This window comes from Arenibacter sp. ARW7G5Y1 (assembly GCF_003201775.1).
Taxonomy (GTDB): domain Bacteria; phylum Bacteroidota; class Bacteroidia; order Flavobacteriales; family Flavobacteriaceae; genus Arenibacter.
In genome coordinates this window covers 329,688-346,023 of the sequence record NZ_QJJZ01000003.1, presented here as the reverse complement: position 1 = coordinate 346,023, position 16,336 = coordinate 329,688, and the positions used below count along the sequence as shown (strand labels likewise).

Here is a 16,336-nt window from a genome sequence, read left to right as displayed (position 1 = left end):
ATAATATGAAACATAAATGGTATATCATAGTACTTAGTATCTGCCTTCTGCATACTGCATGCGAAGAATTTGTGGATGTTGACCTTCCCGATAATAAAATAAGCAGTGAAACCGTGTTTGGAAGTGACGAAACCGCCAATGCTGCTGTGATGGGCATATATAATGAACTGTACAATCTAGATGGGTTTTCCAATGGTGGATTTCGTTCCGTGACCCTTCTGGGAGACCTGTCCGCGGATAATCTTCGTACCATCACTCTAAATCAGGAAATGTCGGAATTTCAAGAATCCGAAATAATATCCGATAACGCCTATAACCAGACCCTATGGTCCAGCGCCTATAATATTATATATATGTGCAATGCTGTACTGGATGGACTTGATACATATAGCGGGGTATCGAATAAAACTAGGGATAGATTGATGGGAGAAGTACAATTCGTCAGGGCTTTTGCCTATTTCTACCTGGTCAACCTGTACGGAGAGGTACCCTTGGTACAATCTTCGGATTACCGACAGAATGCGATGGCACCCAGATCCAGTATAGAGGATATTTACAGTGCCATGACCACTGATCTGGAAAGTTCCATACATGTCCTTGGCGATTCCTATGGGGAAGGGGAAAGATGGCGTGCCAATAGGTTTACGGCTCAGGCCCTTTTGGCAAGGGTCCACCTCTATTTGGAAAATTGGGAAAAAGCCGAAAACCATAGTACCGAAATCATTGGCAGTACGGAGAACTTTACGCTTTTGGACCATCTTGACGACATTTTCCTGGCCAATAGCAAAGAGGCCATTTGGCAGATAACCCCCGCCGGGAGAAGTCTCAGTTTTGTTACCAACGAGGGCCGTATCCTGATCCTGACAAGTCCTCCGCCCAATTCCCAAAAACCTGTTGCATTGACCACTGATCTAATGGGGTCCTTTGCCGATGAGGACCTTAGAATGGAACATTGGATAGGAAAACTGGACACCGAAGATGGAGTGTATCACTATCCTTTCAAATATAAAGTAAACAGTGCGAATGTAATAACGGAATACTCCATGGTACTGAGATTGGCGGAACAATATCTGATAAGGGCCGAAGCCAGGGCGCATCAGGATAATTTGCCCGGGGCCATTGCGGACCTGGATAAAATAAGGACACGTGCCCACCTTGTACCGCTATCGATAATAGACCCTGGAATAAACAGGGCGGCCCTATTGGATTCCATTCACTTGGAGCGCCGCAGGGAACTGTTTACGGAATGGGGCCACCGATGGCTGGATCTAAAGCGTACGGGATCGGTTTCAAAGGTATTGGGCATAAAAAAACCGTTATGGCAGGATACCGATGTACTTTATCCAATACCGGAAACAGAAATCGACAAAAACCCTTCACTGACACAAAATAATGGTTATTAATCCTCAATAGGCCTGTAATGAAAAATCAAACCATAAAACATACAATATCACTCTTTCTGTATACCATTTTTATTTGGGTCCCCATTATTATGTATCCTTCTGTGCAACAGGATAAGATTGGTCTGGATCCCGGTATACGTAAAGGGGAATTGTCCAATGGACTGACCTATTATATAAAACCGACGGGTTCCGGTTCTTCAGAAATGGAAATACGCCTGCTTATCAGGGCCGGGTCCGCAAATCAGGATCCCGATCAATATGAATTGGACCATTTTATAGAGCACATAGCTTTCAAGGCAGGTAGGAATATGACCATAGCCAAGGCCCACGATGCCGGTTTTGATATAGGCCAGATCAATGGCAACACTTCCTTTGATTTCTCCAACTATTTGATCCAAAAGGTCGGGACCGATAAAGAAAGGCGGATCGCATTTCAACTTTTACAGGATATTATCTGGGATTTGGACCTTAAAAAGGAATATATCGATAGTGAGCGTTCCGTAATATTAAATGAAATAGTGACGAGGGGCGGATTTGATGCCAAATCGATCTTGGTGGGTATGGAAAGTGCTATGTTGGGAAGAGGTGCGCAACGTCCAAAAGATTATGCGGATTACATCCATTCCTTTCCCTATGAACCCCTCCTGCGATACTACAACGACTGGTACCGTCCAGATCTAATGGCCATTGTAGTAGTGGGGGATATCCGGGACATTGGTGCTCTGGAAAAGGAAATCACGGACAAATTTTCAAGGAGCAAAAAGGTCAGGGATCCACGTTCCCCCAATAAAGATTATAGTGATTATAGAAATTCGTCCCCGCAGTTTATATCCAAAGAGTTAACCTACATGAAAGAAGGTTCCAAAAACCAGGCCGTAAATCTACGCTTATATATGAGACAGGGAAAGGATAGCGAAGAACAAGGACTGGAAGTTTTGCAAAACGAGCAGAAAAGGTCACTTTTATTGACCATGCTCATGGACAGGTTCAAAACGGATAATGAGGTTTACGCGTCCACGTATAAGGTTTTTCCGGGTTATTCAATTCCGTCTTCCCTAGGGTTGTTTCTGCGCATTAGAATCGAAGGAGGGCTTGGGAAAGAAGCAATTTTAAAGTCGATGCGATTGTTGCGGCAACTCAAGGTCTATGGCTTTACAGCACAAGAATTTGAGGAATGTAAAAGAAAATATCTGGTTGCCCTGAACAAAAAGGATACCACGAAAGTGGCCTATTGGATGGATGATATCCTGGATAATTTTATCTATGGCAAAGTTTTGCCTCCCAATAAAAAGTCGATTTTACGTAACCTGATAAACGATCTGACCTTGGAGGAACTTAATAATTTTGTAACGGAGGGTATTAAGACCGGACCAAGGGAAATAGATATACTAATGTTGGCCCCTTCCGGCCATCCTGTATTGTCCTATTCGGAAAATACTGTCAGGGGCTGGATTGCCGAGGCCTCTAAATTACCTGTTCGGATGTATAGTCCGCCAATTTCGCCAACAGCCCTTATGCCCTTGTCCATCCAGAAAGGCTTAAAAACTACCTCTATATTAAAAACAGCCCATCCCATACCGAAAACGACAGAATACGTATTGGGCAATGGTGTTCGCATAGTTATGAACCCGTTGGGCCCAAATACCCAAAAAGCCGCTGGGATAAGCCTTCATGGCTTCACCCCTAAAGGTATAAGCTGTTATCCAAAGACGGATTACTTTTCGGCCTTAAATTCTGTTGAAATAGTGAAAAATTCAGGAGTGGGGGGACTGAACAAGTTTGATCTAAAAAGATTATTTTCTGAAAAGGGGTTTGGTGGGAAAGTTATGCCCTATATAAATTATAATGAAGCCGGAATAACGGGTTACCTTTCAGTCGAGGATCTGGAAATGGCACTAAAATTGGTATATCTCTATTTTATGGAACCTAATAAAAATAGCCTGGCCTTTAAGGATTGGAAATTGAACGCCACTTCATCCATAGCAATGAAGAAAGCCAATGAAAGTGACTTCATGGGAGACATTAAATCGATCTTGGGCGATTACACATTATTTCCCAATAGGGAAAATATCCTTGAAGGTGTCTCTAAAACCAACTTGGACCGTGCATATGAAATCTACCGGGATATTTTTGGCTCTCCTACCAACTTTACATTTGTATTCATAGGAGATTTTTCAGAAGAAAAGGTACTGGCCCTAAGTCGGAAATATTTAGGTAATCTGCCAATAGTGGAACAGTCAAAAAAGTGCGATAGTTCCATAGCAATAAAACAGGGTAGCTTACCAAGTCCCCGTTCAATACATCTTTCCCCACAGGAATATATAAAAGCATCAAAAGTAAAGTTGGTCCATGTTTCAAATAGGAATTCCGATAATAGTGACTGGAAAGAGGATATTAAAATTAGGTTATTGGCTTGGATGATGGATTTTTCGGCAAAGCAACACCTACGGTTTAATTCCAAGGAAGGTGGACTTTATGATATATCGCTTACAAGTAATCTTGATCCGATGCGTCCTTTTAATGAGATCTTTATTGAGTTTAGTTGTCATCCAGAAAATATGGATAGATTGATCAATGATACCAGGCAAGTAGTGGAACATTACAAAAACAATTTGGTAGATCCTGGATTATGGGAGCGGTTTATTAAAAATATGATGGAATATTCGGAGAACGAAATACAAAATAATAAATGGATCTCCAAGAAAATCCATGCATTTTATAGATATGGGGAACCCTGGTCAAGTATAGAGGATGAACAGAAGTTCATCAAATCCCTTTCCCCGGAAGATATCAAAAATACTGCCCAAAATTTATTGACGGTCAAACCCTTTCAATTTATAATGCTATCGGACCAAATGGGAGATCGATAGTACTTTGGATTAAGAATAGACCATAGGAGCGAATTTTTCGCTCCTATGGTTTGTTCACTACAATTCTGGGTCATCGGGACTTGGAACAGAACCGGTAATGGTTATCAATTCGCCATTTCCATCGGTCGGATAATCGGTATCCTTTTGATCATAGACAGGAAAGGTCATGGATGGTGCTCCGGAAAATTTTACACTACAATCCAAACTTCCCGCATGACAATTGACCTCAATTGTGGCCCAACCACCAGGGACCTCAATGTACTTGGTGGCGTAATAGTCCTTGTCCGCTGATTTGTCCACAAATGCAAACGACAGTGCAATGGCAAAAATAAATGCCAACATCGGTAATATCAATTTCAACTTTTTCATGATAATATAATTTTAATTAATAATAAGCGCCTACTCTATTGTCCAGGTTTTCGGTCTTCCCCCTGCTCTTGCTGCGCAACAAAATATTTTTATCATTTTATATTTTCATTTCGGTTCCATGGTCCTTGATGGATCTTGTCCCATGGTGTTTTTTTTGAGGGAGGATGATATGGCCATCATGGCCAAAAGAAGCAATACCAGATTAAATACCAAATGCTGTTCCCAGGTCAATAGCGAGATAACACCTCCACAGGAACAGGGCCTATAAGGGGCAAAAAACACAATGGCAACGGTATAACCTGTAAATAACAGCATAAGGCCCAGTGCTCCATATAATCCAATCATCCGGGTTCTGCGCCAGACCAACAACACGGCAACGGTAAGTTCCGATAGGGGTATGACCCAAGCGGCCAAAGAGGCCATGGCCTTGCCCCCAAGTACTGGTGAATTCCTGATGTTGTCATAGAACAAATGCCCTTCCATTAACTTAGTAAGTCCGGCATAAGCGAATAGAATAATAAAAAGCAGGGCAATGGCTTCTAAAATTACTGTGCTATGTTTTTGATGCCATTTCATATCATTTGTATCGTTTTGATATTGAATGGTATAAAAGTAAGGTGGTCGATTTATCTCTCTGGGATAATAACTGTTCTGAAAAGGATTTGTTTTTATAATATTGAGGTCAGGAGTTGGCCCTTAGATCTCTAGGCGTATATCCATACCTGGCCTTGAATTCACGTGAAAAATGGGTGGCGTTTTTAAATCCATTTTGCCTTGCGATCCGCTTAAACGGTTCATTGGAACCCTTCACCCATATATGGGCATTCCTCAGTCGCTCATTTTTGAGAAACTGAAACACAGTCATCCCAAACAACTCCTTGAACCCCCTTTTAAGTTTATATTCATTGGTGCCAAATTCATGGGCCAACTCCTTCAGGGACGGGGCGTTTTTGTCAAGGTTGTTTTTGAGATAGGTTCCTATAGCCCTGAAAGTTTCCAAATCCGATACATTTAGAAAAGACTTTTCTTCAATAAGATGTTTGGGTCTGGGGCGTCGTATTTGTTTTAAGATTTTGGATTGCAATTTTCTTTCCTGTATTTCGGTGTTTCTAACAATATCCGAAGATATTAGCATATAACTGGGCGTGGAATAACCCTTTTGGGGCAGGTTAACAATCTTACAGTACGCAGGAAGCTGTAAATCCGATTTGGTCCTAAATACCAGTCGCATATTTTTTTCAAAAGCTTGGTCGGATTTAAGAGCCTTGGTAAAATTGACCCATTTTTTTATCGATTCTTTTTCAAGAAGATTTACTAAGGGAAGATCTAGGAGCTCTATTTTTTTCCAGTGCAATAATTTGGTGACATCTTGGTTGATATAGACCATTCTAAAGTTCTTATCCAAGAAAAAAATCATTTGCACCAAGTGCATATAGGAGTCGTGCATATTAACATACCCTTGGTGCAGAAAGGAATCCTTTATTTCTTCAGCAACAATATTCACGATGGCAGAGAGAGCCTCTAATTCGTCCTGCTTATCGGTCCTTTCCAAGCGATAGGAAAAGTTGCCCCTTGATATTTCTATCAACAGTTGAAAAACTTTGTTAAGCCTATTGTTATAAGTTAGGTTCTCCATGGATTCACAGGCTATGTTACTACATTAAAACACTTCAATTATGGATCTTGGATTTTGTTATTATGCAGCTTGTCCATTCATTCAATAAATTCCAAAAGAAACTCCATCCCTTCCAACTCATTGCTAACTACCTTGGTGGGAATGGGAGGTATGTTGGCAATCAGGTATAAATCGGTCAGCATCTGGGAAAGGGGGGTATCGGAAATAAAGGCCACAGCTTTGGTAAGCAAAGAGCCTTCGGTAGCCAGATATCTTCTGGCATCCTTATTAATATCCTTAATACCCCTTATATCACAAAGAATAGGGTAGGCCTTGCCCTTTTGCAGTTTTAAACGATCTGACACAATTTCCATGGCTCCGGCCAATTCGATAGCAATATTTTGTTTGTAGACAAAAAGGACAACTCCATTATCTATACAATACTCGGCATATTCATTTTCGAAACTATTTTTCATGGTAACTCTCCAAAAATGCAATTCAAAGTAATAATTTTTATACAAATTTTGTACGATTATCTATATAATAATATAGAACTTATCTCTAAGGGATTATTAATGTTCCAAAAGGGATTTATTTCGTACCACAAGGGGTTTTAGTGGTGTTATAATGCTGATTATATGTACTTTACATATTAAAAAAACAGTTTATTTAGAGGTCACCTTATAAAAGAGCCAAAAAATGGCGAAGATAAAACACAACAATTTTCTTGATACTGTAGACAGTGTATTCAACGATGCCAAAAGGCAGGGAGTACTACATCTATATGCCGAGGGAGACCGATTGACCGGTAGGCATATACGCATTGGACAAAGGAATCTTTTTCACTTCGGAACCACCGGATATTTGGGCCTGGAACAGGATCAAAGATTAAAAAAAGCCGCTATGGACGCTATCAATCGATATGGCACACAATTCCCACTTTCAAAAACCTATATTTCACATCCGTTGTACAGGACTCTGGAAGAAAAGCTTACCGAAATGTATTCCACCCCAATAATAATTACTAAAAATAGTACCCTGGGACATTTGGGGGTCATACCCAGTGCCGTTGCGGATCAGGATGCCATCGTTCTAGATCATCAGGTGCATTGGAGCGTACAAAGTGCTGTAAAACTTCTAAAAGCCAGGAGCATTCCAATCGATATGATCAGGCATAACAATCTGGAAATGTTGGAGGATAGGATTAGAAAGCTTTCATCGAAATATAGAAGAATCTGGTATATGGCAGATGGAGTATATTCCATGTTCGGTGATGTTTCACCTATTGCGGAACTAATAGAACTTTGTAATAAATATCCACAACTACACCTTTATTTTGACGATGTTCACGGTATGAGTTGGATCGGAAAGAATGGAACCGGATATGTACTGGATAATTTAAAGGAGCTTCCTGAACAAATTTTACTCTTTGGAACTTTGAGCAAGACTTTTGGTGCAAGCGGTTCCGTACTTACGTGCTCCAATGCCAAAATGTACGCGAAAATTAAAAATTTTGGAGGACCCTTGACTTTTTCTGCCCAATTGGAACCGGCATCCGTGGCAGCTGCCATTGCATCGGCCAACATACACTTGTCACCAGAAATCTATTCCCTCCAGGCCGATCTCAAAGAGCGTATAGCGTATTTTAATATGCTCCTTGCACAATCGGACCTCCCACTGGTTGAAAAGAACAATTCACCTGTATTCTATATTGGTACCGGAATGCCAATAACAGGTTATAATTTTGTAAACCGGATGATGCAGGAAGGATATTTTGTCAATTTGGGATTATTCCCCGCCGTCCCAGTAAAAAATACCGGTGTACGTATCACTATTTCAAGACATAATCAACAGGAAGAAATCAAAGGCTTAGTAGAGGCCATGCAATATCATTACCCCCGTGCCCTGGAAGCAACTTATAGCTCGGACGAAAAGGTAAGGTCCGCTTTTAAACTGCCAACACTTGACATAAAAAAAATAGATAAAGAGTTGAAGAATAATCTGAAAGTTCAGTACACCAATAGTATTTCCAAAATACCTAAAAATAGCTGGGATGCCTTATTAGGGGAATACGGTATTTTCGATTGGGAAGGGCTACGATTTTTGGAAGCACTTTTTTCGAAAAACAAAAAGAAAGAAGAAAATTGGGGATTTCACTATTATATTTTTCGAGACCTAATGAACAAACCCGTACTGGCTACTTTTTTTACCTACTCCCTTTGGAAGGACGATATGTTGGCCCCTGAATCGGTCTCCCGGAAAGTAGAGGAATCAAGACAACAGAACCCCTATCTCATGACATCAAATGTTCTCGGAATGGGGTCCTTGTTTACGGAAGGAAATCACATGTATTTGGATACTTCGCATGCCTTATGGCATGAAGCTTTACTACTGATGTTGGATGCATTGGAGGCATTGGACCATAAGTTAAATACCAAAATGTTGGTGTTTAGAGACTTTATCAAAGATGATAAACTTCATGATTTTTTTCATAATCATGGTTTTATACAAGTATCCATGCCAGATTCGAGTATCATAACCAAACTAAATTGGCAAGACAGTTCAACCTATATTTCAAACCTAACCAAACGCTCCAGAAGTCATTTTAGAAAAGATATCGCTGCTTATGAAGAGCGGTTTAGGGTAGAGGTCAAGGATAAAATCGACCCACATGGGCACGACCATCTATTTAATCTTTTGGAGAACGTTAGACACAACAATCTAGGGCTAAACACCTTTTCATTTCCTAAAAAAATATTCAAACTCATGAACGATCATCCAGGTTGGGAATTTATAACTCTTAGACTGAAGGCAGCTTTTTCCAAAGATGGAAGAGAACTAATGGTAGGGGTAATGTTCTGTTATAAAAATATTGGTAAAGGCTATGTTCCTGCCTTTATTGGAATGGACTACGAATATGCTAAAGTACACCAAATATATCGTCAGCTATTATTCCAGACCATTAAGCGGGCAGGGGAGATAGGATGTAAAAAGATTCCATTTGGAATGACCGCTGCCTTTGAAAAAAGAAAATTAGGAGCAGAGACCATTTCAAAGTTTGCCTATATCCAATCCAAGGACAACTATAGCTTGGAATTGGTCGGGATGCTTGAAAACAACGATTAACAGAAGTATTCTTTATTAATTGGAATTTTTATTGAAACCAACGAAATGAATTTATGGGACTTTAAGGTATTTAATAAAAGGTATTAAACCTCAGGGCAGGCCTGTCTGCCGACATAGGTAGGCCTGTCTGCCGACTTAGGCAGGCCCCGAACCCAATAATAGGAATCGACCCTAGGGTCGAGGTATAGAACCTAGATCCCGCCGAAAAAGCCGGGATTAGTTCAACTTGCAATTTTTAGTGCGTCTTACCGACTTCTCAAAATTGAGTTTCACTAATAAACTTCCAACGGAGTCAGGGTTCCGATTGCACCTTAGCATGCAAATTTAAGGAAGAAAAGTGTATAGGACAGAGCAATTTAATACCTGGAACTATAATCGTCAAAGAATTTTGTGTGCCGGTAAATAAAAAAAGCCGTTCCAATTTAATTATTGGAACGGCCTCACTAAGATGGGAGACATGGACTATCTCAGATCTTCCAATGTTTTTATTCGTTGCAGATCTTGCCTAAGCTGATCCCTTTGTCTTCTTATTACATTGGCTACATCCAGTGGTAAGCGACCATCCTCTAGAATATCATTGTATTCTTCAATGGCAGCGTTATCACCTCTAATAGCCTCTTCCAACATTGATTCAGCTTCATCGCCCGAAAAGAATGCCTTCACATCCATCCAAGTTCGGTGCAATGCCCCTAAGGTGCTACCATCAATTTCACGCCTAGTATTTACAGCCGGGACAACGGATTTTAACTCGACCAAAAATATACCTCGCTCACGGGCCTTATCTAGAAAATAGGTTTGCAGTCCTACTTCCGTGGTATTCTCGGCCGCCTTTTTATACCCCTTGATGGAATCCTCGTTTTTCTGAATGATATCATTTAATTGATCTTTAATATCTCTTACATTATTATTCATATTTACAAATTTTATACGGTAACCAATAACGCCTACCGTTTGGCATAGTTTAAAATTACGATGCATTGTAACAAAACATTAATTCAATACAAATAATTATGACCTCTAATAATTGTGATACAGCAGTTTTATGGTTTTCGGTTTCTACACTTGACCAGGGAAAGAAACATGCTAATTATTCAATTGAAAATTCGCTCATATTATATTCAAAGTCAATGGTGGATTTAAACGGGTATTTGGGCTTTGAAAAAGTGTAAAATCACAGCAGATCTCATCCATATAGAAGTTTTCATTTATGTTTTAAGGGTTGTTAAACATCCCCATTGGTACCCCTAGCTTCAAATATCACAGTTAATCATCCAATTGATTCCATATTTATCAGTAAAGCGTGCGAAAAGGGCGTTCCACTCTCTTTCCCGTAACCCATGGTGAATGCGGCCACCGGCCGATAATTTTGCATAAATAGCTTCCGCTTTTTCCTTTTGGTCCAAATCAATGCTCAAATGTATCTTACTGCCATCGGTCAAAGGAGTATCAGGTGCGGCATCATAGGCCATTAAATATACACCTTTGCCCTTGAGTTCAGCATGTTGTAATTTATCTCTAAAAGAAGATGGGACATCGATTTCCTTATCTGCATAAGTTTGTCTATTCCTAATTTCCGCATTGAAACAATCCGCGTAAAAATTGAGGGCCTCTTGACAGTTTCCCCCAAAAGCCAAATAAGCTTGTACAGTCATATCTTAAATTTTTTAGTTTATGATAAATTTACTTTGGAAAGATCGATAAGTTTAATCGTAAAAGAATTGTCCTTAGTTCAAAAACTAAAGAGGGGAACTCTATGTTGCATTAATCTACCAATTAAATTTGGGTCATGGATTTCATAAAATTGTAAGGGATAAATTGGAAGCGACATGCTCTTAAAATACCTGTAACTATTCCTGCACATTTAGGCTGTTTATCCTTTTATCAGCAGACATGAAATCTATAATAAGTATAGGCATAGAGGTTAGTCCCCATGAAGTATGTATAAAACGTCCAGGAACATTTCTATTGGAAAATTAGTTTTATGATCACTTGGAAAATTTAAAATAAAATAAAATCATTATACCATTCAATATAGCCGATATGCCATTGGTTATAATTATTGGCCAATCCATTTTAATTGTTCCATAAACCGTCCAAAGGATAACTCCTGTTAGGATTGTAGTAAACATCCATAGCGATATGTCGCCTACACTTTTGGTTCGGTATGCCTTAATTATTTGGGGCAACGCACCAATGGTTGTAAAAAATCCCGCAAATATTCCGATAATATCGGCCATACATTATAATGTTTAAGAGTTATTTCAATATATATTATAAATAATTGATAATCAGATATTTGAAATCGAATCATCTGCCAATATTTGAAGAGGTTCATTATCTTTTGCTTCTTGTATATATAGGTTTGTAGACAGCTCAAAAAGGTGTGCTTCGGTTTCATAAAAATGCATCATGTAGCCACCGGTATTAACAAATACAACAAAATCCCCGATGTCGGGTAATTTTGGGAAAGAGAGTTTTCGTTTCAATAGGATATCTTGTTCCAAACAATATGCACCGGTAAAGAAAAGCTCCACAGAGCCAATATCACTTTCAGAATTTTGGTAAATGATATAGGGATCCACCAAGAAATCGGCACTAGAACTTTTTAATTGACTCATATTCATTTCCAATCCTACAAGCCAAGTGCCATTGGCATCCTGTTTTCTATGGGCCACAGTCGCAATCGTCAGCCCCACACCGTTCAACAATGAACGACCTGGTTCAATGCGCAATTGGATATTCCTTTCATTTAGGAGCTCATGTACCGGAGGGTTGGAATCTTTTGTGTAAGTTAGAATCTGCTCCAGAAATTCCGGTCCATTTATTTCATTGAAGTACGGATAGGTCTTCAAGTTTCCTTCTATGGAATTTCCAGTTTCAGCTATTTTAAAACCCAAACCATTATTCTTAAAGGTCAATGGCGGTTTTTCTTCCAGTACAGCCAATTGCAAGCCTGTTTGAAAATCTTCCCACTCCTTTTTCGATTCAAGGTAATTTACCAAGATACCACCACCGATGTCCAAAAAGGTAATATTACATCCACATGCCTTTAGTTCATCCACAAATTGCAAAGTTTGAAGGATTGCCTCCGCACGTTGAACTATGGAATACCCGTCCAAATGAAAATGTAGGCCTTTAAGTAAAATGTTGGGGAATTCAGATTTCTGGGAAAACCATAACTTCAGGCGACTCCTCTCTCCTTCTATGTCGAAACCAAATCTGCTATACAATTTTTTACCTGCAACTATAAAACCGCTAAGGCGAATTCCAATAAGTGCAATTATATTCAGTTCCTTGGCAATTTTTTGGGTCAGCTTAAGCTCATCATGGTTGTCAATAATTATTACCACATTGTTCTGTATTGCCAATTTCAACATTTCCGATGTTTTAATGGCCGCTGTCAATACCAAGTATTCCGAATTTGCTCCAAGTTTTATTGATTGTTCAAGTTCATTAAAGCTGGCGGTATCCACTCCAATTTCAAAATCCAAGGCAGCTTTAACAAGACTCTTTGATTTATTTGCTTTTCTGGCAAAATAGATTCTGGAATCGATATTGTACTTTTTAAAAACCTCTTGGAAGGAATCAATATTGTGTTCAAAGGAAGGTATGTGGTGCAAATTTACTGGAGACTTATAATTTTTGATCAACTTTTTCACAAGATCTGTTTCGGCCATAATATCAATCATCCATGGATTGGTAACTGGGGTCAGGGGATATTGGCCATTGGATTTTGAATAGGATAAACTTTTCATGGTGCTTCTATTTTACTGTTTAACTGGATTTCGGAATATTTTTCTACGGTTCGCAAGGCCCATGAAGATGCAAAATTATTGCACTCTCGCGAAAGTGAATCATTATCATATACTATGCCTTCAGTTAATGTTCCATATAAAGTAATATCATTATTGATATTCCCCTCTGGATCAACCAGTCTTCCACTTCTATCAATTTCCGGACAAGATGTGTTGTAGCTTTTTTTTCCGGGAACAATAAACTCCCTTAATAGCTCATTTTTTTGCATACCCTTCAATAAAGGCGACCAATCCGCTTGGGAAACATTGGTGGGAATACGTGCATCAACAAGCATTTCGGCTTCAACAGGCTTCCTGTTCTTCACCCCTAAATGCCATCTGTTTTGCTTCCAAAGAAGATTTGGCTTTTTAGCATAGTCCAAATTCAAAATTCCCGATTCTACCAGGGCCACTATTTTTTTCATATTGGTTAGGGGAGGGCCATAGGAAATTCTATTTAGTTGCGAACGAAAATTTTGTTCGAACATTTGGTGGGATTCTGCAGTCATTCCCCCAAAATTGTAAACACTCCTAAATAGTCCACTAATTTTTCCCCATGTCATGGCCGCCGCCATGAATGGACTTTTTTCTGATCCCAATTCGGCTTCTTCCACCAGATATCTCAAATAAGCCAAAGGCCCAAGTTTTACAGAGGGGTTTTGTATATCTACGGACCTGAACATATTTTCGAAACGAAATGGATACTCCTCCGTATAATCCTTGTGGAAATTCAAGATTTGACGCCTTAACCCATTCGCATTGTCTTCTGGGTACAATGTTAGCCCTTTGTTTTTAAAAGCTACAGTATAGTAACGATATTCGGTCTCTAATTTATATAATGGTAAAATATGCTTTAAAAAACAAGGTTTCTGCCCATTACCCATACTTCTGCGAATGGAATCATGTGTGAAGTAGACAGGCCGATATGCCTTTTTTCCTTCATCAACAGAACGGGGAACCATGGGAAGTCCAGTACGGGAAAAAGCATGTATAATGCTGGGCTCCTTATACGAAGGTTCATAGACAACCAAGTCATCATTTTTTGTCAAAAAACGACCTCCACGACCTTCTGTGAGCGCTAGCACAGCATCAATAAAAGTTAAACCCATGCCTTTGATCGCAACCGGAGTATTGCCTTGTACCTTAGATAATTTTAAATTAACCGGATAGATAAATGGTACGGTCGATTTTTCAGGGATCTTGGTCCCATCTCCATGTTTTCTTTCTTCAAAACTACCTTTCCAACTACAATGACCTGTGGATATTAAAATATTGTTTACAATAAGGGTTTGATCCTCTCCATCCATCGCTACTTTTAATCTCATTTTATAAGCTTCCTCCATTTTGGAAATATCAACAACAGCGCAGCTGTGTTTAATGATACGGTATGATTGGATACCCCGCTTATATAAATTTTCGAAACTGTCCTTTAAATATTTACCAACCAGTGACCGTGATGCAAATTGGTCATCATAGCTTGCCACTTTCTCAGGAGTTCTATTTGTTAACCACTCCGAAAAAGAGGGAGAATGTTCAACAACAGGCTTTAAATTTTCTGTTGGCCATACATCGATATTACGATTTGGATAGTTCATGAGTAAATAATCGGGCTGATTGGGATCATATATCGCTCCAGCTCCATAATTTCCCGATTTTTCAAATAAATGAACCTCTATTTCCTGTTCCCCTTCAATTTTGCCCAGTTGTGCCAGAAGTCGTTCAAAAGCATAAAGACCTTTGGGCCCCAAACCTACTATTGCGATTCTATAAGCTTTCATGTATAGGTATTTGAGTGTTGCTGTTGATCAAATCGCTAGGGTTAAAATGCAATGGAATTTGATCGATATCGAAATTTTGTCTAACCCATTGAGGATTATAGATTGTATCCAAGTAGCGTTCTCCCTTATCAGGGAATAAAAGTACAGACACAGAACCTTCGGGCAGTTTGTATTGATACTTAAGATAGGCAGAAACAACACCGCCTGAAGAACCACCGGCAAGAATAGCTTCATGGTGCAATAGTTTTACACAACCCCTTATACAATCAATATCCGCTACATGAATAACATCATGCACCTTATCCGGAACAAGAAAGTGGGAAGGCATGCCGGCACCATGACCAGGGATTTTTCTCGATTTGATTGGTCCACCAAATAATACGCTACCTATTGCATCAATAGCAACCAATTTTGTGCTTAGATTATGCTTTTGAATATAGTCTGCGCATCCCATAAGACTACCACAAGTACTGGTAGCAATAAAAATATAGTCGACCCGATTGTTTAATGAATGCATTATTTCCCTCATGGTGTTGCTGTATGCTTTTGGGTTATTTGGGTTGCGGTACTGGTTAGACCAAACGCTATTGGGATCAGAATAAAGCAACTCTTGCACCTTCTCCAATCTTGCACCTAAAAAACCACCATCTGCTATTGGACGATCTACCATTATTAATTCGGCTCCATAGACCTCCAATAACTTGCGCGTATGGGGATTGAGGTTGGGATCTACCACTACTTTTAGTTTCAATCCATGAAATAAACAGGCCTGCGCTAGGCCTATAGCCATATTACCAGAACTTGATTCTATGACCGTTCCCCCTTTTTTTATTTTCCCATCCCTCATTAATTCAGAGATGATGCGGCTGGCAGACCGATCTTTCATACTACCGCCAGGATTGAAACCTTCCATCTTTGCATATACGAATCTATTGTCTTCAAAAATTCTTTTTAAATGGACCATTGGTGTATTGCCAATGGAATCCAATATATGGGAAGCTATCTTTTTCATAGGAGTAACATTATAGTTTTAACCAATGTTTGGCAGTCATAAAACAACCGCTAATTTTTTGGTAAGATAAATCCTAATTGAAGCTAATATTAACCTGATATCCATAATTTTTGCTGCGAATGATAAACGCTGGCAAAGAACCAACCAACAGGCTTGGGAAGCCGATGTTTTTGATATTGGGGATTGAAAAATTTTAATATCGACCGTTATTCCAAAGTTGTGGTATCGGCTACAATTGTGGCCTCACTATTAAACAGAGGGGAACAATACAACTTGACCTTTGTTTAGGTACAATTTATAAATAGTAGTGGGTAGTTTAATTATAACAAGTGCTGTATTATAGCGATGATACCCTTGTTCTATAACGCC

General features: G+C 39.4%; 13 protein-coding genes. 3 read left to right on the top strand and 10 right to left on the bottom strand.

Annotated elements, in window-relative coordinates:
• Nucleotides 1–5 precede the first annotated feature (5 nt).
• Together C7972_RS06655 and C7972_RS06650 are read left to right on the top strand one after the other, a co-directional pair.
• Nucleotides 6–1,403: a RagB/SusD family nutrient uptake outer membrane protein gene (locus C7972_RS06655; protein ID WP_110355434.1), complete on the top strand. Its 1,398-nt coding sequence runs from the start codon at nucleotides 6–8 to the stop codon at nucleotides 1,401–1,403.
• A gap of 17 nt (nucleotides 1,404–1,420) precedes the next feature.
• Nucleotides 1,421–4,273 (top strand): pitrilysin family protein, encoded by a 2,853-nt coding sequence (locus tag C7972_RS06650; RefSeq protein ID WP_110355433.1) that lies wholly within the window; start codon nucleotides 1,421–1,423, stop codon nucleotides 4,271–4,273.
• A 57-nt stretch (nucleotides 4,274–4,330) separates the two neighbouring features.
• Here the strand turns inward: C7972_RS06650 and C7972_RS06645 are convergent, their stop codons facing one another.
• The 4 genes from C7972_RS06645 to C7972_RS06630 form a co-directional block, all read right to left on the bottom strand.
• Nucleotides 4,331–4,642 carry a DUF6520 family protein gene (locus C7972_RS06645; protein ID WP_110355432.1) on the bottom strand — a complete coding sequence of 104 codons (312 nt, stop codon included), beginning with the start codon at nucleotides 4,640–4,642 and terminating at the stop codon, nucleotides 4,331–4,333.
• 105 nt (nucleotides 4,643–4,747) lie between these two features.
• Nucleotides 4,748–5,218 (bottom strand): MauE/DoxX family redox-associated membrane protein, encoded by a 471-nt coding sequence (locus C7972_RS06640; RefSeq protein ID WP_110355431.1) that lies wholly within the window; start codon nucleotides 5,216–5,218, stop codon nucleotides 4,748–4,750.
• A gap of 106 nt (nucleotides 5,219–5,324) precedes the next feature.
• Nucleotides 5,325–6,278, bottom strand: coding sequence for a helix-turn-helix transcriptional regulator (locus C7972_RS06635; RefSeq protein ID WP_110355430.1), 954 nt, complete (start codon nucleotides 6,276–6,278; stop codon nucleotides 5,325–5,327).
• Nucleotides 6,279–6,355: 77 nt separating this feature from the next.
• A complete protein-coding gene (locus C7972_RS06630; RefSeq protein ID WP_110355429.1) occupies nucleotides 6,356–6,733 on the bottom strand; it encodes a hypothetical protein in 378 nt (125 codons plus the stop codon).
• Nucleotides 6,734–6,956: 223 nt separating this feature from the next.
• Here C7972_RS06630 and C7972_RS06625 point away from each other — a divergent pair, with 223 nt between their 5' ends.
• Entirely contained in the window at nucleotides 6,957–9,383 is a 2,427-nt protein-coding gene (locus C7972_RS06625; protein ID WP_110355428.1) for an aminotransferase class I/II-fold pyridoxal phosphate-dependent enzyme, read from the top strand.
• 462 nt (nucleotides 9,384–9,845) lie between these two features.
• Here C7972_RS06625 and C7972_RS06620 read toward each other — a convergent pair whose 3' ends face one another.
• From C7972_RS06620 to sbnA, 6 genes are all read right to left on the bottom strand, one after another.
• Nucleotides 9,846–10,295: a PA2169 family four-helix-bundle protein gene (locus C7972_RS06620; protein ID WP_181422835.1), complete on the bottom strand. Its 450-nt coding sequence runs from the start codon at nucleotides 10,293–10,295 to the stop codon at nucleotides 9,846–9,848.
• A 338-nt stretch (nucleotides 10,296–10,633) separates the two neighbouring features.
• Nucleotides 10,634–11,035, bottom strand: a complete 402-nt coding sequence (locus tag C7972_RS06615) for a VOC family protein (protein ID WP_110355426.1) — start codon at nucleotides 11,033–11,035, stop codon at nucleotides 10,634–10,636.
• Nucleotides 11,036–11,368: 333 nt separating this feature from the next.
• Complete coding sequence (locus C7972_RS06610) at nucleotides 11,369–11,620, bottom strand: SemiSWEET family sugar transporter (protein ID WP_110355425.1); 252 nt, start codon at nucleotides 11,618–11,620, stop codon at nucleotides 11,369–11,371.
• Between the two features lie 51 nt (nucleotides 11,621–11,671).
• Complete coding sequence (locus C7972_RS06605; protein WP_110355424.1) at nucleotides 11,672–13,138, bottom strand: Y4yA family PLP-dependent enzyme; 1,467 nt, start codon at nucleotides 13,136–13,138, stop codon at nucleotides 11,672–11,674.
• A complete protein-coding gene (locus tag C7972_RS06600; RefSeq protein WP_110355423.1) occupies nucleotides 13,135–14,955 on the bottom strand; it encodes an FAD/NAD(P)-binding protein in 1,821 nt (606 codons plus the stop codon). The genes C7972_RS06605 and C7972_RS06600 overlap by 4 nt, the downstream gene beginning before the upstream one ends.
• A complete protein-coding gene (gene sbnA, locus C7972_RS06595) occupies nucleotides 14,942–15,967 on the bottom strand; it encodes a 2,3-diaminopropionate biosynthesis protein SbnA (protein ID WP_110355422.1) in 1,026 nt (341 codons plus the stop codon). Before sbnA ends, C7972_RS06600 begins: the two co-directional genes overlap by 14 nt.
• Between the last annotated feature and the right edge of the window lie 369 nt (nucleotides 15,968–16,336).